We start from the raw sequence: 14324 nt of genomic DNA, 5'->3' as shown, positions 1-14324 counted from the left end.
GGCTACGACAGCAGGCCCGGCAGGGCCAGCGCGCCGAGCAGCGTGGTTCCCACCAGTACCCAGGCCACGTAGTCCCCGACGTGCCCGGACTGAAGACGTCGCAGCGGGCGCGCGCGGTCCGGGGCGGCGAGGAGCGCCGGCCGGGTGACGGCCAGGGCCGCGAGGCCGAGGGCCAGCACCGTGGAGGCGAGGTCCAGCAGCACACCGGCCGGGCTCCAATGCGGTGCGGGAACGACGGCACCGCCGGACCCGGCCTCGTTGACGGTGTGCGCCACGATCTCGCCGAAGCCGGGGGCCGCGCCGACGGCGAGCGAGCCGGCGAGCAGCACGGCGGGGACCGCGGTCATGGTGTCGGGGACGCGGCTGAGCCGGTGCCGGGTCTCGGGGCGCTCCCCGGCGCCGGTCGTCTCGTACTCGGTGTCGTCCTCGGGGGTCGGCCCGAGCCCCAGGAACACCCGTGCGGCGACCCGCAGTACGGCCCCGGCGGTAACCGCGCTCGCGGCGACGTACAGGGCGACGACCGGGCCGCCGACGGCCTCCTCCGTGACGGCCTTGCCGAACGCCGTGCCGAAGGGCGGGAGTCCGGCCAGTGCCAGTCCGGCCACGGCGAACAGCACGGCGACGCCCCGCAGTTCCCGGGCCCGTCCGTGCAAGGTGTGCTCGTCGACGGTGCCGTACCGGTCGAGGAGGATGCCCGTGCAGGCGAACAGGGCGGCCTTCACTCCGGCGTGTCCGAGGACGTACAGCGCGACCCCGTCGTCGGCCTCGGGCGTGAGGACGCCGATGCCGATCAGGAACAGCCCGGTGTGGGCGACCGTCGAGTACGCCAGCAGTCGTTTGACGTGCCGCTGGTACCAGCACATGACCGCGCCGAGCGCCGCCGTCACCGCGCCCAGCACGAGGAGCACCCGTTCCAGGTCGGCGGCCGGGATGCCGCCGGGCCCCGCGAAGACGGTGCCGTACACCCGCCAGACGCCGTACACGCCGAGTTCGACCATGACGCCCGACAGCAGCATGCACACGGGCGTGGGCGCGACCGCGTGGGCGTCCGGGAGCCAGAAGTGGAAGGGAACGGCGGCCGCCTTGACCAGCAGGCCGGTCAGGACGAGGACGAAGGCGGCGAGGACCAGGGCGTCCGGCGGCCCGTGCGCGTCGAGGCTGCGGCCGATCTGCGTCATGGCGAGTTCGCCGGTGCGGGCGTAGAGCAAACCGATGCCCATCAGCATGGCGTAGGCGCCGAGGGAGGTGACGACGCCGAAGGTCAGCGCGCCCTGTACGGCCTTGGCCTCCTCGACCCGGGTACCCGTCAGTGCGTAGGCCACGACGCTCATCAGCTCGAACCACACGAAGGCGTTGAAGAGGTCGCCCGCGATCGAGAACCCGCACATCCCGGCCTGGAGGAGCAGCATCAGCGCGGGGAACGAGCCCGCGTGCCGGCGTGGCGGCTCCTCGAAGTAGTGCCAGGAGTACGCCAGCGCCGCGAGGGTCAGCAGGGAGGCCAGAGCCGCCATGCCGAGACCCGCGCCGTCCCCGACCAGGACGATGCCCACGCTGCGGCCGTCGGCGGGCGACCAGCCGCCGACCCATTCGGTCATCGGCGGCGAGGAGTTCAGCAACAGCACGATCGCGAGTACGGCCGTGCCCGCCGAGACGGCACAGCCCACGGACTCGGCGAGGACGCGGGGCACCCGGCGTCCGCCCGCGACCAGGAGGGCGGCCCCGAGGAGCGGTACGGCGACGAGCAGCGGAAGCAGGTCGTTCATCAGCCGCGCAGCTCGGAGAGTTCGTCGGGATCGACGGTGCCGTGCCGTTTGGCGACCTGGATGACGAGGGCGAGGAGGAGGGCGGTGACGGTGGCGCCGACGACGACGTCCGTCAGGGCGAGGGCCTGCACGACGGGGTCGACGACGGGGCGTGAGCCGGGCTCGATGTCGGAGAAGACGGGAGCGGTGGCCTCGTCGCGGTATCCGACGGCCAGCAGCAGCACGTAGGTGGCGGACTGGCACACGGACAGACAGCCGACGGCGTGGATCAGATTGCGGCTGGTGGCCAGGCCGTAGCAACCGGCCAGGAAGACCCATACGGCGACGAGGTACGGCAGGACGTCCGTCACGGCGCTCTCACTTCCCGCTCTCCTCCTCGATCTCGACGGCCTGGTCCAGGAAGCGGGCGAGCAGCACGACGACCGCGCAGGCGACCTCCATGCCGATGGCCGCGTTCAGCAGCGGCACGGTGCCGCCGGAGGACAGGGTGTTGAACGTGCCGTACGGCAGCAGGGTGTTGGCGAGGAAGGCCGTACCGCCGACGAGGCCCGCGAGGCCGGTGACGACGTAGGCGGAGGCCGATACGGCGTCGCCGACCTCGTACAGGCCGACCGGGCGGATGCGTTCCAGGGCGCGGTAGTCGGCGCCGAGGTAGAGCAGGTGCAGGGAGGTGGCGGCGACGACGCCGCCCTGGAAGCCGCCGCCGGGACTGAGCTGGCCGTGCGCGATGACGTACAGGCCGGTGGCCAGGGCGATCGGCAGGACGATCAGGGCGTAGCGGCGTACGGGCTCGGCGACGTCGGCGGGTTCGGGGCGGGCGCGGTGTTCGTCGCGGGTCTGTCGCAGCAGGACGACACAGCCGACGACGGCCGCGAACAGGATGGTCATCTCGCCGAGGGTGTCGAAGGCACGCTGGTCGAAGTTGACGGAGGCGACGGTGTTGGCGGTGTGCCGGGCGAGGGAGGTGCGGACCGCGCGGTCGCCGTACGGGTGGCTGTCGCCGCCGAAGGGCGGCAGCCGCAGACAGGCGACGACGAGGAGCACGGCGAGGCCGGCCCCGCCGAAGGCGACGAGCCCGAGCCGGGTGCGCGGGTTCATCGCTCCCGCCCTTTGCGCCGCTTGACCTTGCGGACCGCGAGGAGCAGCAACAGCGGCGTGAGGGCACCACCGACGGCCAGTTGCGACAGGGCGACGTCCGGTGCCTGTACGGCGGTGAACAGCACGGCGAGCACGACGCCGGAGACGGCGAGGACGAGGGCCTGGCGCACGGGGTCGCGGACCAGTACGGCCACGGTCGCGGAGCCGGCGACCAGCAGCAGCGCGACGACGACGACCGCGTCAGCCACCGCGCACCCCCGCGATTCCACCGGACAGCGCGCGCGAGGCGACGAGGTTCCCGCCGATCAGCAGCGCGCCGACGAGAAGGAGCTTGGCCATCGCCCGGCTCGGTCCGACCGCCGCGCACAGCGGTGCGACCACGGCCGCGCCGAGCCCTGCGGCGACCCACGTCACGCTCCGGGCGCGGGGCGGGTCCTCGGCGAGTTCGTCGGTCAGCAGACGGGCGAAGACAAGGGTGCCGACGGGGCCGAGCAGGGCGAGGACCAGGGCGAGATCGACGTATGCGGGGCGGTCGTAGCCCTGGGCGAGGAGGAGCAGTCCGGGGCAGGCCAGGGCGGTGGACAGGTTCTGCGCCACGACCCGGCGTCGCAGCGGTCCGGTGGCGACGCCCCAGAGGGTGGCGCCCACTCCTCCGCCGAGCACGAGGGCCGCCGCGAGAAGCCAGCCGTTCATCGTCCGGTCACCGCCCGGCGGGCGGCGACGGCGGCGAGCGCGGCCACGGCGGCGACGCCCGCGCCGACAGCGAGCTCCAGGGTGTCCACGGCGCTGATGAGGATCAGCCACAGCATGGCGAGCGCGGCCCACCAGGCAAGGAACTCGGCCGTGGCGACGAGCGTCGTACGCCGGTCCATGCTGCGTCACCTCCGTGGGCCAGATGTCCGTTACTTCCGTTCCGCGCCATCCAAACACCGCCTCGGGTGACAGAGGCGGCGGCGCGCGCGGGCCTCCGCCCGGAGTGCCCCGACAGCGTGAAGGGAAACCGCGGGCGGCCGGGACCGGGAGCCGGACGGTGGGCATTGTGACGCCGGTCCGGGGTAATCCCCTTACTACGAAGGGAAGTTGAAGACTGGAGGACCGCATGGCCCGTGGAACCCCACGTTCGCGTGGCGCGTTGCACCCCGGCACTCCCGATCCCAAGTCCGCCGGCGCCGGCGCATCGGAGGGCGGCGCGAAGTCCCGAGGTACCGGCAGGTCCGCGAGGGGCGCCAAGTCCCGACGCGCCGCCAAATCCGGGCGCACAGCCACATCCGAGCGCTCCGCCAAGTCCGGGCGCACCACAAAGCCCGAGCCGTCCCCGCGATCCGGGCGGCATCCCTTGCGCTTCCTCGCCCGGCTGCTGGCGATGGTGTGCGCGTTCGCGTTCATGGTCGCCTTCGCCGTCGTCCTGGCGAAGCTCACCCTGGAGCCGTCCCCCGCGTCGGAGGCCCTGACGCACACCAACCTGCGGCCGGGCCGGTCGCTGCGGGCCTATCTGGACCAGCCCGAACTGCGCGACGCGGTCCGGCAGATCGGGGGCAATCTGCTGCTGGGCGTGCCGTTCGGCGTCCTGGTCCCCGTCGTCGCCCCGAGGACACGCGGTGCGCTGCGCGTGCTCCTGCTGACGGCGACCGTCATGCTCCTCGTCGAGTTCGCCCAGGGCGCCCTGGTCACGGGGCGCGCCTTCGACATCGACGACGTCATCCTCAACACCACCGGGGCCCTGGTCGGCTACCTCCTGCTGGGGCGGCGGCTGAGCCGCGCCGTGCACGCGCGGGGGTCGCGCTCCGGGAAGGCCCGGGGCAAGAGCTCATAGGCCCTGTCGTCACATTCCCGTCGTCCGCCCGAAGGGCGGGCCGCGCGGCGCCGTGGGGGCACCTCCCGCCCGAGCCGAGCGAAGCGCGGTTCGAGGGTGGGGGAGCGTGCTCTCGGCGCCCGGTGCGGCGAGTGGGGTCCCCCCTCTGGGGGAGCGTGCATGGCGCCGCCCGGCAGGCGGGAATTTGACGACAGGGCCTAGAACCGCAGGACAAGCTGGACGATGGCCACCGTGCCGACCACCACGATGAACGTGCGCAGGACGGCGGGACGCAGGCGGCGGCCTACGGTGGCTCCGAGATGGCCGCCGACTGCGGAGCCGACGGCGAGGAGGGCCACGGCCGTCCAGTCGAAGTCGGCGACGACGAGGAAGAAGAGCGCGGCGACGGAGTTGACCACGGCGACGAGCACGTTCTTGACCGCGGTGAGGCGTTGCAGGCCGTCGTCGAGGAGCATGCCCATCAGGGCGACGTAGATGATGCCCTGGGCGGCGGAGAAGTAGCCGCCGTAGACGCTGGCCAGGGTCAGTCCGAGGAGCAGCAGGGGGCCGCCGTCGGGTCGCGCGGAGCGTTCCTTGCCCGTCCGGCGAACCCGCAGCCTCCTGCTGATCAGCGGCTGGAGGGCGACCAGCACGAGGGCGAGTCCCACCAGGACCGGCACGATCCGTTCGAACGCCGAGGCGGGCAGGGCGAGCAGCAGCGCGGCCCCGGTGAGCCCGCCGAGCAGGGCGCCGGTGCTCCACTTCAGGATGCGGCGCCGCTGGCCGCGGAGTTCGGCGCGGTATCCGACGGCTCCGCTGATCGAGCCCGGGATCAGTCCGAGCGCGTTGGAGACCGTGGCGGTGACCGGCGGCAGGCCCGTGGCGAGCAGGACCGGAAACGAGATCAGCGTCCCCGACCCGACGGCGGCGTTGACGGCTCCGGCTGCCATGCCCGCGCCCAGGATCGCGAGCAGTTCACCGAGGTGTGCGGCGTTCATGGTGAGAAGCCTAGGAACTGGACAGTTCGGCGGCGGACGAAGGTTCCCCGCCGACTTCTGGTCCGTACCAAGGTGTTGACGACCCCTTACCTCACTCCTTGAATCAAGTGGCGACGCCCTTACCCCCCCCCACATCGGTCGGCGCACCCCGCCCCGCGGGCCGCCGTACGGAAGGGAGCACGATGGCCTCCCCACGCCTGCTCCGCACGTCTCTGCTCGCCGCACTGTCCGCCGTCCTGGTCGCGTCCGCCGCGGTCGGCCCGGCACGGGCCGGGCAACCGGACGTCCCGGCAGCGGCGGTGACGTTCTCCGACACCTTCGACGGGCCCGCGGGCGCCGCGGTCGACGCATCGAAGTGGCAGATCGAGACCGGCGACAACGTCAACAACCACGAGCGGCAGTACTACACCTCGGGCAACAAGAACGCGGCGCTGGACGGCCAGGGCCATCTGGTGATCACGGCCCGCCGCGAGAACCCCGCCAACTACCAGTGCTGGTACGGCACTTGCCAGTACACCTCGGCCCGGCTGAACACCGCCGGGAAGTCCACCGCCCAGTACGGGCATGTCGAGGCGCGGCTGAAGGTGCCGCGGGGTCAGGGCATGTGGCCCGCGTTCTGGATGCTGGGCACGCCCGTCAACTGGCCGGACTCCGGCGAGATCGACATCATGGAGAACGTCGGCTTCGAGCCGTCGACCGTACACGGCACGATCCACGGTCCCGGCTACTCCGGTTCGGGCGGCATCGGCGCCGCCTGCTCCCTGCCGGGCGGGCAGGCCTTCGCCGACGCCTTCCACACCTTCGCCGTCGACTGGGCGCCCGACTCCCTCACCTGGTCCGTGGACGGGAACGTCTACCAGCGCCGCACACCCGCCGATCTGGGCGGCGGGCAATGGGTCTTCAACAAGCCGTTCTTCCTGCTCCTGAACCTCGCCGTCGGCGGCCACTGGCCCGGCGACCCGGACGGCTCCACGGTCTTTCCGCAACAGCTGGTGGTGGACCATGTCTCGGTGACCACCGGCGCCGGAGCGACGGCACCGCGGACGGTCGGGTGACCTGCCGGACAGGCCCTAGTGGTGGTGCCAGGTGAACTTGTCTCCGCCGACCCAGCGGACCACGTCCGGGTCGTCCAGGTCATGGACCGTGATGCCGAAGGCGGCGGCATACTCCAGGACGTCGGTGATGGTCCTCGCCTGACCGACGACCATGCCGTCGATCTCCATGATGCGGAACGGGGGCGTACTCGGCTGAACCCCGAGCACCATGATCCGCGGGTGTGATATGTGCGGGCTCGCGCTTTCGGTCATGAATAGAGCGTAGAGCGCTACCCGCGTCAACGGTTCCTTCAGCCGTCCACGGTTCCTTCGGCCGGCGTCAGGTGGCGGGAGCGCGTCGGCCGTCCGGGGGTGCGGCCCCGGGGAGCCTGGGGAAGTCTGGAGGAGGAGGTGGCGATGGACCCCGTCGAGGCCCTGGAGCGGATCGCCTTCCTGCTGGAGCGGGCCCTGGCGCCGACCTACCGCGTCCGTGCGTTCCGGACGGCCGCCCGCGTGCTCGCCGGGCTCCCCGAGGGCGAGGTGCGCGAGCGGGCGGAGGCCGGTTCGCTGGAGTCGCTCAAGGGCGTCGGCCCGAAGACGGCTCAGGTGGTCCGCGAGGCACTGGCGGGTGGGACGCCGGGCTATCTGGCGAAGCTGGAGGGCGAGGCCGAGAAGTCCGCCGGGACCGACGCCCGGGCCGGCGGGCGGCTGCGGGCGCTGCTGCGCGGGGACTGCCACCTGCACTCCGACTGGTCGGACGGCGGCAGCCCGATCGAAGAGATGGGCCGGACGGCGGCCGGGCTCGGGCATGAGTGGGCGGCGCTGACCGATCACTCGCCGCGGCTGACCGTGGCCCGGGGGCTGTCCCCCGAGCGGCTGCGCGAGCAGCTGGACGTGGTGGCGGAGCTGAACGAGACCTGGGCGCCGTTCCGGCTGCTCACCGGCATCGAGTGCGACATCCTGGAGGACGGCTCGCTGGACCAGGAGCCGGAGCTGCTGGACCGGCTGGACGTCGTGGTGGTGTCCGTGCACTCCAAGCTGCGCATGGACGCCCGCTCGATGACCCGGCGCATGGTCAGGGCCGTACGCGATCCGCACGCGAATGTGCTGGGGCACTGCACGGGCAGGCTGGTGACCGGACGGGGGCGGCCCGAGTCGGAGTTCGACGCGGACGAGGTGTTCACCGCGTGCGCCGAGTCGGGCACGGCGGTGGAGATCAACAGCCGTCCGGAGCGGCTGGACCCGCCGCGCCGGCTGCTGCGCCGGGCCGCCGACGCGGGCGTGCTGTTCTCGATCGACACCGACGCGCACGCCCCCGGGCAGCTGGACTGGCAGATCCTCGGCTGCGCTCGCGCGCAGGAGTGCGGGGTGCCGGCCGAGCGAGTGGTGACCACCTGGAGGGTGGAGGAACTGCTGGCCTGGACCTACGAGGGACGGACACCGGCCCGAGTGACGGGCGTCTGACGTGGTACTCGTCCCGCGCCAGGGGAACGGTTCGCGCCAGGAAAGGGGCAGTCCATGGAACGGGCGGCGGTGTTCGACGTCGACGGAACCCTTGTCGACACCAATCACCTCCATGTGACGACCTGGTGGGAAGCCTTCCGCCAGGCCGGGCACCGGGTGCCCATGCACGCCGTCCACCGGGCCGTCGGACTCGGCTCGACCGATCTGATCGCCCACCTCCTCGGCGACGACCGGGACACGGACCGGGACGCCGAGCTGAGCGCCGCGCACAAGGCCCTGTACGGCCAGTACTTCGACCGGCTGCCCCCGCTGCGGGACGCGGACCGGCTGCTGCGGCGGCTCGCCCGCGAGGGCTGGCGCGTCGTCCTCGCGACCTCGGCCGGCGGCGCGGAGCTGTCCGCGCTGCGCCGGGCGATCTCCGCCGACGACGCGATCGACGCCACCGCGAGCGCCGACGACGTCGAGGAGGGCAAGCCCGCACCGGAGCCCGTCGAGCACGCCCTGGAACTGGCCGGGGCCCCCGCCGAGCGGGCGGTCTTCATCGGCGACACCGTGTGGGACATGCGGGCCGGCACCCGGGCCGGGGTGCGCTGTGTGGGCGTCCTGTGCGGCGGCATCCCCCGCGCCGACCTGCTGGACGCGGGCGCGCAGGCGGTCTACGACGATCCGGCCCATCTGCTGGCGACGCTGGCGGACAGCCCCTTGGCCGACGTGCCGGGCGGCCCGGACACGCACACGCACACGCACAACGGATGACGCGTGCGACGGAGGGGGTGCGCCGGCCCGCGCGCCGGGGCACCCGGGCGGCGGAATCGGTACGACAGCGGGCCGACGGGGGAGCCCGGGTGATCAACGCGCTGCGGCGGGAGGGGCACTCCGTCGGCAGGGCCGCGCGGGCGGCCTGGGCCGGGCCCGGCCGGGAGCGGGACCTGGTCGTGCAGTCGCTCAAGGCGGCGGCCGCGGCGCTGCTGGCCTGGCTCGTGGGAAGCGTGTGGCTCGGCGATCCGATGGCCCTGATGGCGTCCTGGGTCGCGCTGATCCTGGTGCAGGCCACCGTGTACAGCTCGCTGCTCCAGGCGGCGCAGCAGTTCACGGCGATCTGTGCCGGAACCGTGCTCGCGTCGGCCGCGCTGGCGCTCACCGGGAGCACCCTGGGCGCGCTGGCCCTGTCGGTCCCCCTGCTGATGCTGCTGGCCAACTGGTCGCGCTTCGGCGACCAGGGCGTCTTCGGCGCGACGACCGCGCTGTTCACCCTGGCCACGGGCGCGGCCGGGTCGTCGGCCGTCGGGCACCGGGTGGGGCAGGCCGCTCTCGGCGCGGTGATCGGGGTCGCCGTGAACGCGCTCGTGCTGCCGCCGATCCATCTGCGGGACGTACGGGAGAACCTCGCGGCGCTGGCCCGGGAGGCGGGGGACCTGCTGCACACCGTGGCCGCCGATCTGCGGGACACCGAGTGGAACGCGCAGAGCGCGGCCGGCTGGTCGAGTGCCTCGGCACGGCTCGAGCGTCGTCTGGAGACGCTGCGCTCGGCGCGGGGCTGGAGCCGGGAGAGCCTGCGGCTGACCGCGGGACCGCTGCGGGTGCGGCGCCCGCCGACGCCGGCGCCGCCGGAGGAGGAGGACGAACGCTGGAGCCGCGTCACCGGGCACATCAGGGCGCTGACCCGGACCCTGGCCGTCGCGTCCGACGAAGAGCGCACGCCGCTTCCGCCGGACGGGCCGGCGCTGCACGCGTACGCCGGGCTACTGGACCTGATCGGCGACGTATGCCACGTGGAGAGCAGCCGTCTGCTGGGAGCCGGCGCGGACGCCCCGGGTCCGGACGGGCGGGCCGAGGCCACGATGCTGCGGCTGCAACGGGAGCTCCAGGACTGGCTGCGGGAGCACGCCGGGCAGGGGGCGGCTCGGGCGACGGTGCTCGGGACCCTGCTGCTTCAGGCCGAGAACGTGTGGAGCGAGACCGTTTCGGCAGGTCAGCGCGGGTGATGCGGATCACCTGACATCAGACCCCGCCTTGGAACACCCAAGGGTGGTTGCCCGTTGAACAACATATAGGCGCACCCCAGACCGCCCCGACCGTGGTTCCCCCGTCCCGGTCGGGGCTCTCTTCTGTGTGGGCGCACCCTGCCGGGTCGGCTTGACTTCGAGAGCACTCCAATTCGTAGCGTTCCGGACATGAGCACTGCACAGCACAAGATCGGCTCGGGGTTCGGCGCCCACAGCACCGCCGACGACGTCCTCCACGGCATCGACCTCTCCGGCAAGCTCGCGATCGTCACCGGCGGCTACTCGGGGCTCGGCCTGGAGACGACGCGTGCCCTCACGAAGGCGGGCGCCCGGGTCGTCGTACCCGCACGCCGGCCGGACACCGCGCGCGAAGCGCTCGAGGGCGTGGACGGTGTCGAGGTGGACGCGCTCGACCTGGGGGACCTGGAGAGCGTGCGCTCCTTCGCCGAGCGGTTCCTCGACTCGGCGCGCACGATCGACATCGTGATCGACAACGCCGGGATCATGGCCTGCCCCCAGACCCGGGTGGGGCCCGGCTGGGAGGCCCAGTTCGCGACCAACCACCTCGGTCACTTCGCCCTGGTCAACCGGCTGTGGCCGGCGATCGAGCCCGGCGGCGCGCGGGTGGTGTCCGTGTCCTCGCGCGGCCACCACTTCTCCGGCATCCGCTGGGACGACGTGCACTGGCGGCAGGGCTACGACAAGTGGCAGGCCTACGGCCAGGCGAAGACCGCGAACGTCCTGTTCGCCGTCCAGCTCGACCGGCTCGCCGCGGACCGTGGCGTACGGGCCTTCGCGCTCCACCCCGGCGGCATCCTCACCCCTCTCCAGCGGCATCTGCCCAAGGAGGAGATGGTGGCCCACGGCTGGATCGACGAGGACGGCAACCCGATCCCGCAGGACGGCTTCAAGACGCCCGAGCAGGGCGCCGCGACCCAGGTGTGGGCCGCGACCTCACCCCAGCTGACCGGCATGGGCGGCGTCTATTTGGAGGACTGCGACATCGCCGAGCCGGCTCCGGCCGACGGCGAGCGCGCCGGAGTGAAGGACTGGGCGGTGGACCCGGAGCAGGCGGCGCGGCTGTGGACGCTGTCGGCGGAGCTCACCGGGGTGAACGCGTTCGCCGCATAGTGCGGGCCCGGAGCGTGCCGGCACCCCGAAGGGGTACTCGGACGCTCCCCGTCCCCACTCTTCGTAAGGAGCCGCAGGTGAGCAGCGAAGCGGCCCGCAGGATCGTGGTCACCGGTGCCACGGGCAATGTCGGTACGAGTGTGGTGCGGCTGCTCTCGGAGGATCCGGACGTCGGCTCCGTGCTGGGGCTGGCCCGCCGGATCCCCGACTGGTCGCCGCCGAAGACGGACTGGACGGCGGTCGACCTGGGCTCCGAGCAGGCCGACCTGGCGGGCGTCTTCGAGGGCGCCGACGCCGTCGTCCATCTGGCCTGGGCGTTCCAGCCGACGCACGATCCGGCGAGGACCTGGCGGACGAACGTGCTGGGCGGCATCCGGGTCTTCGAGGCGGTGGCCGCGGCCAAGGTGCCGACCCTGGTGCACGCGTCGTCGGTCGGCGCGTACTCGCCGGGGCCGAAGGACGACGCCGTGGACGAGTCATGGCCGACGCACGGCTGGCCCGACGCCGCCTACTGCCGGGAGAAGGCCTATCTGGAGCGCACGCTGGACACCTTCGACCGTGCCCATCCCCGGGTGCGGGTGGTGCGGATGCGGCCGGCGTTCCTGTTCAAGCGGGAGTCAGCGAGCGAGCAGCGCCGCATCTTCGGGGGCCGCTTCCTGCCGGGGCCGCTGGCCCGGCCCGAGCTGCTGCCGGTCCTGCCCGACATTCCGGGCCTGCGGGTACAGGCCCTGCACACGGACGACGCGGCGAAGGCGTATCAGCTCGCCGTGAAGTCCGATGTCCGAGGCCCGTTCAACCTGGCGGCCGAGCCTGCGGTCGACGCGGGGTTGCTGGGCGAGATGCTCGGTGCCCGCCCGGTCCGGCTGCCCCGCCCGGCAGCGCGCTCGGCGATCGCCGCCGCGTGGGGGCTGCATCTGCTGCCCGCTTCCCCGCACCTGTTCGACGCGGTGCTGCGGCTGCCGCTGATGGACTGCACAAGGGCCCGTACGGAACTGGGCTGGCGGCCGGAGCGTACGGCGACCGAGGTGCTGGAGGAGTTCCTCCAGGGCCTCCAGCGCGGGGAGGGCGCGCCGACGGAGCCGATGCGGGGCCGCAAGGTCGGCTGACCCGGCTCAGCCGGACGGCTCCTCGGGTGCCGGATGTCCGGGATGGACCGCGCCCGACTGAGACGCGCCCCGTCGGCCCGTTCCCGCCTCGTCCGTGTCGGGGACGTCGTCCCCCTCACCGGACTCGTCCGCCGGCTCGACCGGTACCTCCCAGGGGTCCTCCCCCTCGTTCGCCTGCTGGTCCGGCAGATCTCGCGGAACCAGCCCGCCGTTCTGTTCCGGCGCCTCGCGACGGTCGTCGGCCATGGTGCACCTCCTGCGCGTCGTCCAAGGTCAGGGCACCGCGAGTACCGCCTGCACGACCGGCGAAACCTCAGTGCGGCACGCGCTCCACGGAAGCCGTGTCCCTGGCGGGCCCGGGCCCCTCGGACGCCGGTTCGGCGCGTCGGCCGCCGCGTGTGTTCGACGATCCCGGGGACGCCGATGCCGACGCCGAGGAGCCGCTCGGGTCCGATGCCGGCGTCCGAGAGCACCTCTGCGATGCCGTCGCGCACATGGCCGACGATGCCCTCGACGTCGTACCGCGCTTGCGTCAACGGCCGTTCCGCGCGGGCGAGTTCGGTGAGGGTGAGGTCGAGAAGCCCGATCCGCACCCGGGTCTCCCCCACGTCGACGCCGATCATGTGGCCGCTGCCGGGGGTGACGCGCAGCAGGATGCGGGGGCGGCCGCCGTCGGAGTCGACGCTGCCGGCCTCCTCGACCAGGCCGTCGGCGATCAGCTCGGCGACGACGTTGCTGATGGAACCGGAGCTGAGTCCGCCGGGCCGAGATCGAAGCGGCTGAGGGGGCCGTCGAAGTAGAGGCGTTGCAGGACGGCCGTACGGTTGCCCCGCCTGAGGTCCCGTACCGTGCGCCCACCCCGCCCCGCCATGCGGCTCCCTCCCGGCCGGCCCTGTTCCCCACCTGCTCGAACGCTCCACATCGTGGACCACGAGACGGTCTACGAGGTCAGGTCCTCGATCTCGGCCAGTGCCGCCACCAGCTCCGGGGCGACCGCGTCCTGGACCCAGCGGTGCTGGGCGGCGTCGACCGCCCGGGGGACCGTCTCCGTGAGCATGATCAGGTAGAGGTAGGAGCGGTAGAGGGCCAGGCGGAGGCGGGCCGGGGCATCGAAGTCGGCCCGGCCTCCGGCCTCCCGGTATCCGGCGAGGAAGGCGCCGTCCTGCCTGATGTCGCCGAGCAGCGCCAGGGAGACGAAGTCGGCGAGCGGGTCGCCCCAGAACATGCGCTCGCCGTCGATGAGCCCGCCGATCCGGGCCTGGCTCGAGGCCCGGTCCACCAGGATGTTGCCCGGCCACAGGTCGAAGTGGACCAGGCACGGGACGGTGACCTCGTCGAGCGCGTCGCCACCGGCCCGGAGCGTGGAGGCGACGGCGTCGGCGGGGCGGGGCAGCACGGCCCGGTAGCGGCGGGCGTCGTCGAGGACGGCGTCGAGCATCCCGGTGAAGGCGGTGCGCCAGTCGGGGGCGAGCGGGCCGAGGGCACCGGAGGGATAGCCGAAGGCCGGTCCGGTCACCCGGTGCAGACGGGCGACCTGGCGGCCCAACTCCGTGCGCAGGGCGGTGCGTTCGGTGTCGGTGAGCTCGCCGTTCCAGGGTTCGCCGGGGCAGGCCGTCATCAGCAGCAGCTCCCCGTCGGCCACCACCCGCGGCGCGGGCACGTCCGCCTTGGCGGCGCCCCGGTAGAACTCCACCTCGGACACCAGCAGCCGGTTCTCGTGGCGCAGTCCGGGGGCGGTGGGCGCAGGCGGCACCTTCAGCACGTAGCGGCGGCCGTCGGTGAGCAGGAGTTCCTCGACCGTGTTGTAGGTGCCGCCCGTCAGCGGGCGGAGGTGGGCGAGGTGTTCAGGCGATATGCCCGCCGCGTCCAGGACCTGCCGGGCTCGCTCCCAGGAGTCCACCACCGTGCGCCCACCCCGCCCCTTCGATGTCC

At 73.1% G+C, this 14324-nt stretch carries 16 protein-coding genes and 2 pseudogenes; 7 read left to right on the top strand and 11 right to left on the bottom strand.

Translation table 11 applies throughout. The features are described from left to right. Window positions 1-2: 2 nt before the first annotated feature. From KUM44_RS43325 to KUM44_RS43300, 6 genes are read right to left on the bottom strand one after another with little or no spacing between them, the layout of a single operon-like run. Window positions 3-1763, bottom strand: coding sequence for a complex I subunit 5 family protein (locus KUM44_RS43325; RefSeq protein WP_217215258.1), 1761 nt, complete (start codon window positions 1761-1763; stop codon window positions 3-5). Next, window positions 1763-2113 carry a sodium:proton antiporter gene (locus KUM44_RS43320; RefSeq protein WP_217215257.1) on the bottom strand — a complete coding sequence of 117 codons (351 nt, stop codon included), beginning with the start codon at window positions 2111-2113 and terminating at the stop codon, window positions 1763-1765. The genes KUM44_RS43325 and KUM44_RS43320 overlap by 1 nt, the downstream gene beginning before the upstream one ends. 7 nt (window positions 2114-2120) lie before the next feature. Then, window positions 2121-2861, bottom strand: coding sequence for an MnhB domain-containing protein (locus tag KUM44_RS43315; RefSeq protein ID WP_217215256.1), 741 nt, complete (start codon window positions 2859-2861; stop codon window positions 2121-2123). Beyond that, on the bottom strand, window positions 2858-3109 hold the full coding sequence (locus KUM44_RS43310; RefSeq protein ID WP_217215255.1) for a hydrogenase subunit MbhD domain-containing protein: 252 nt from the start codon (window positions 3107-3109) through the stop codon (window positions 2858-2860). The genes KUM44_RS43315 and KUM44_RS43310 overlap by 4 nt, the downstream gene beginning before the upstream one ends. After that, on the bottom strand, window positions 3102-3554 hold the full coding sequence (locus KUM44_RS43305) for a monovalent cation/H+ antiporter complex subunit F (protein ID WP_217215254.1): 453 nt from the start codon (window positions 3552-3554) through the stop codon (window positions 3102-3104). The genes KUM44_RS43310 and KUM44_RS43305 overlap by 8 nt, the downstream gene beginning before the upstream one ends. Then, on the bottom strand, window positions 3551-3733 hold the full coding sequence (locus KUM44_RS43300; RefSeq protein ID WP_217215253.1) for a hypothetical protein: 183 nt from the start codon (window positions 3731-3733) through the stop codon (window positions 3551-3553). The genes KUM44_RS43305 and KUM44_RS43300 overlap by 4 nt, the downstream gene beginning before the upstream one ends. A 464-nt stretch (window positions 3734-4197) precedes the next feature. Between KUM44_RS43300 and KUM44_RS43295 the strand changes: the two genes are divergently transcribed. Further along, complete coding sequence (locus KUM44_RS43295; protein WP_217215252.1) at window positions 4198-4674, top strand: VanZ family protein; 477 nt, start codon at window positions 4198-4200, stop codon at window positions 4672-4674. 197 nt (window positions 4675-4871) lie between these two features. Here the strand turns inward: KUM44_RS43295 and KUM44_RS43290 are convergent, their stop codons facing one another. Beyond that, on the bottom strand, window positions 4872-5651 hold the full coding sequence (locus KUM44_RS43290; RefSeq protein WP_217215251.1) for a sulfite exporter TauE/SafE family protein: 780 nt from the start codon (window positions 5649-5651) through the stop codon (window positions 4872-4874). A gap of 182 nt (window positions 5652-5833) precedes the next feature. On the opposite strand from KUM44_RS43290, the pseudogene KUM44_RS43285 reads away from it, so the two are divergent. Next, window positions 5834-6682, top strand: a pseudogene (locus KUM44_RS43285) (family 16 glycosylhydrolase); the annotation flags it as partial. Between the two features lie 39 nt (window positions 6683-6721). On the opposite strand, the gene KUM44_RS43280 reads toward KUM44_RS43285, so the two are convergent. Then, complete coding sequence (locus KUM44_RS43280) at window positions 6722-6958, bottom strand: hypothetical protein (protein WP_217215249.1); 237 nt, start codon at window positions 6956-6958, stop codon at window positions 6722-6724. Window positions 6959-7102: 144 nt separating this feature from the next. On the opposite strand from KUM44_RS43280, the gene KUM44_RS43275 reads away from it, so the two are divergent. The 5 genes from KUM44_RS43275 (at window position 7103) to KUM44_RS43255 (ending at window position 12392) form a co-directional block, all read left to right on the top strand. Continuing rightward, window positions 7103-8149, top strand: coding sequence for a PHP domain-containing protein (locus KUM44_RS43275; protein ID WP_217215248.1), 1047 nt, complete (start codon window positions 7103-7105; stop codon window positions 8147-8149). A 54-nt stretch (window positions 8150-8203) separates the two neighbouring features. Beyond that, window positions 8204-8905 (top strand): HAD family hydrolase, encoded by a 702-nt coding sequence (locus KUM44_RS43270; RefSeq protein ID WP_217215247.1) that lies wholly within the window; start codon window positions 8204-8206, stop codon window positions 8903-8905. Then, complete coding sequence (locus tag KUM44_RS43265) at window positions 8902-10134, top strand: aromatic acid exporter family protein (protein ID WP_254390956.1); 1233 nt, start codon at window positions 8902-8904, stop codon at window positions 10132-10134. The genes KUM44_RS43270 and KUM44_RS43265 overlap by 4 nt, the downstream gene beginning before the upstream one ends. Before the next feature lie 189 nt (window positions 10135-10323). After that, entirely contained in the window at window positions 10324-11286 is a 963-nt protein-coding gene (locus KUM44_RS43260; RefSeq protein ID WP_217215246.1) for an SDR family NAD(P)-dependent oxidoreductase, read from the top strand. 77 nt (window positions 11287-11363) lie between these two features. After that, the gene (locus tag KUM44_RS43255) at window positions 11364-12392 is read left to right on the top strand and encodes an SDR family oxidoreductase (protein WP_217215245.1); all 1029 of its coding nucleotides are present in this window, start codon (window positions 11364-11366) and stop codon (window positions 12390-12392) included. Between the two features lie 6 nt (window positions 12393-12398). On the opposite strand, the gene KUM44_RS43250 is transcribed toward KUM44_RS43255, so the two are convergent. The 3 genes and pseudogenes from KUM44_RS43250 to KUM44_RS43240 form a co-directional block, all read right to left on the bottom strand. Then, entirely contained in the window at window positions 12399-12638 is a 240-nt protein-coding gene (locus tag KUM44_RS43250; protein WP_217215244.1) for a hypothetical protein, read from the bottom strand. A 149-nt stretch (window positions 12639-12787) separates the two neighbouring features. Continuing rightward, window positions 12788-13263: pseudogene (locus KUM44_RS46575) on the bottom strand (sugar kinase); the annotation flags it as partial. Between the two features lie 69 nt (window positions 13264-13332). After that, entirely contained in the window at window positions 13333-14295 is a 963-nt protein-coding gene (locus KUM44_RS43240) for a phosphotransferase family protein (protein ID WP_217215242.1), read from the bottom strand. Window positions 14296-14324: the final 29 nt, after the last annotated feature.

Origin of the sequence: Streptomyces sp. AC550_RSS872, assembly GCF_019049285.1 — a bacterium.
In the GTDB taxonomy this organism is placed as follows: Bacteria; Actinomycetota; Actinomycetes; order Streptomycetales; family Streptomycetaceae; genus Streptomyces.
Note: the sequence above shows the minus strand (reverse complement) of the source record. Positions and strands in the feature narration are given on the sequence as shown.

Bases quoted from the DNA above. Each gene is read 5' to 3' on its own strand.
- KUM44_RS43280 (WP_217215249.1), bottom strand. From the start codon at position 6,958: ATGACCGAAAGCGCGAGCCCGCACATATCACACCCGCGGATCATGGTG.
- KUM44_RS43305 (WP_217215254.1), bottom strand. From the start codon at position 3,554: ATGAACGGCTGGCTTCTCGCGGCGGCCCTCGTGCTCGGCGGAGGAGTG.
- KUM44_RS43290 (WP_217215251.1), bottom strand. From the start codon at position 5,651: ATGAACGCCGCACACCTCGGTGAACTGCTCGCGATCCTGGGCGCGGGC.
- KUM44_RS43300 (WP_217215253.1), bottom strand. From the start codon at position 3,733: ATGGACCGGCGTACGACGCTCGTCGCCACGGCCGAGTTCCTTGCCTGG.
- KUM44_RS43325 (WP_217215258.1), bottom strand. From the start codon at position 1,763: ATGAACGACCTGCTTCCGCTGCTCGTCGCCGTACCGCTCCTCGGGGCC.
- KUM44_RS43270 (WP_217215247.1), top strand. From the start codon at position 8,204: ATGGAACGGGCGGCGGTGTTCGACGTCGACGGAACCCTTGTCGACACC.
- KUM44_RS43250 (WP_217215244.1), bottom strand. From the start codon at position 12,638: ATGGCCGACGACCGTCGCGAGGCGCCGGAACAGAACGGCGGGCTGGTT.
- KUM44_RS43260 (WP_217215246.1), top strand. From the start codon at position 10,324: ATGAGCACTGCACAGCACAAGATCGGCTCGGGGTTCGGCGCCCACAGC.
- KUM44_RS43275 (WP_217215248.1), top strand. From the start codon at position 7,103: ATGGACCCCGTCGAGGCCCTGGAGCGGATCGCCTTCCTGCTGGAGCGG.
- KUM44_RS43315 (WP_217215256.1), bottom strand. From the start codon at position 2,861: ATGAACCCGCGCACCCGGCTCGGGCTCGTCGCCTTCGGCGGGGCCGGC.
- KUM44_RS43265 (WP_254390956.1), top strand. From the start codon at position 8,902: ATGACGCGTGCGACGGAGGGGGTGCGCCGGCCCGCGCGCCGGGGCACC.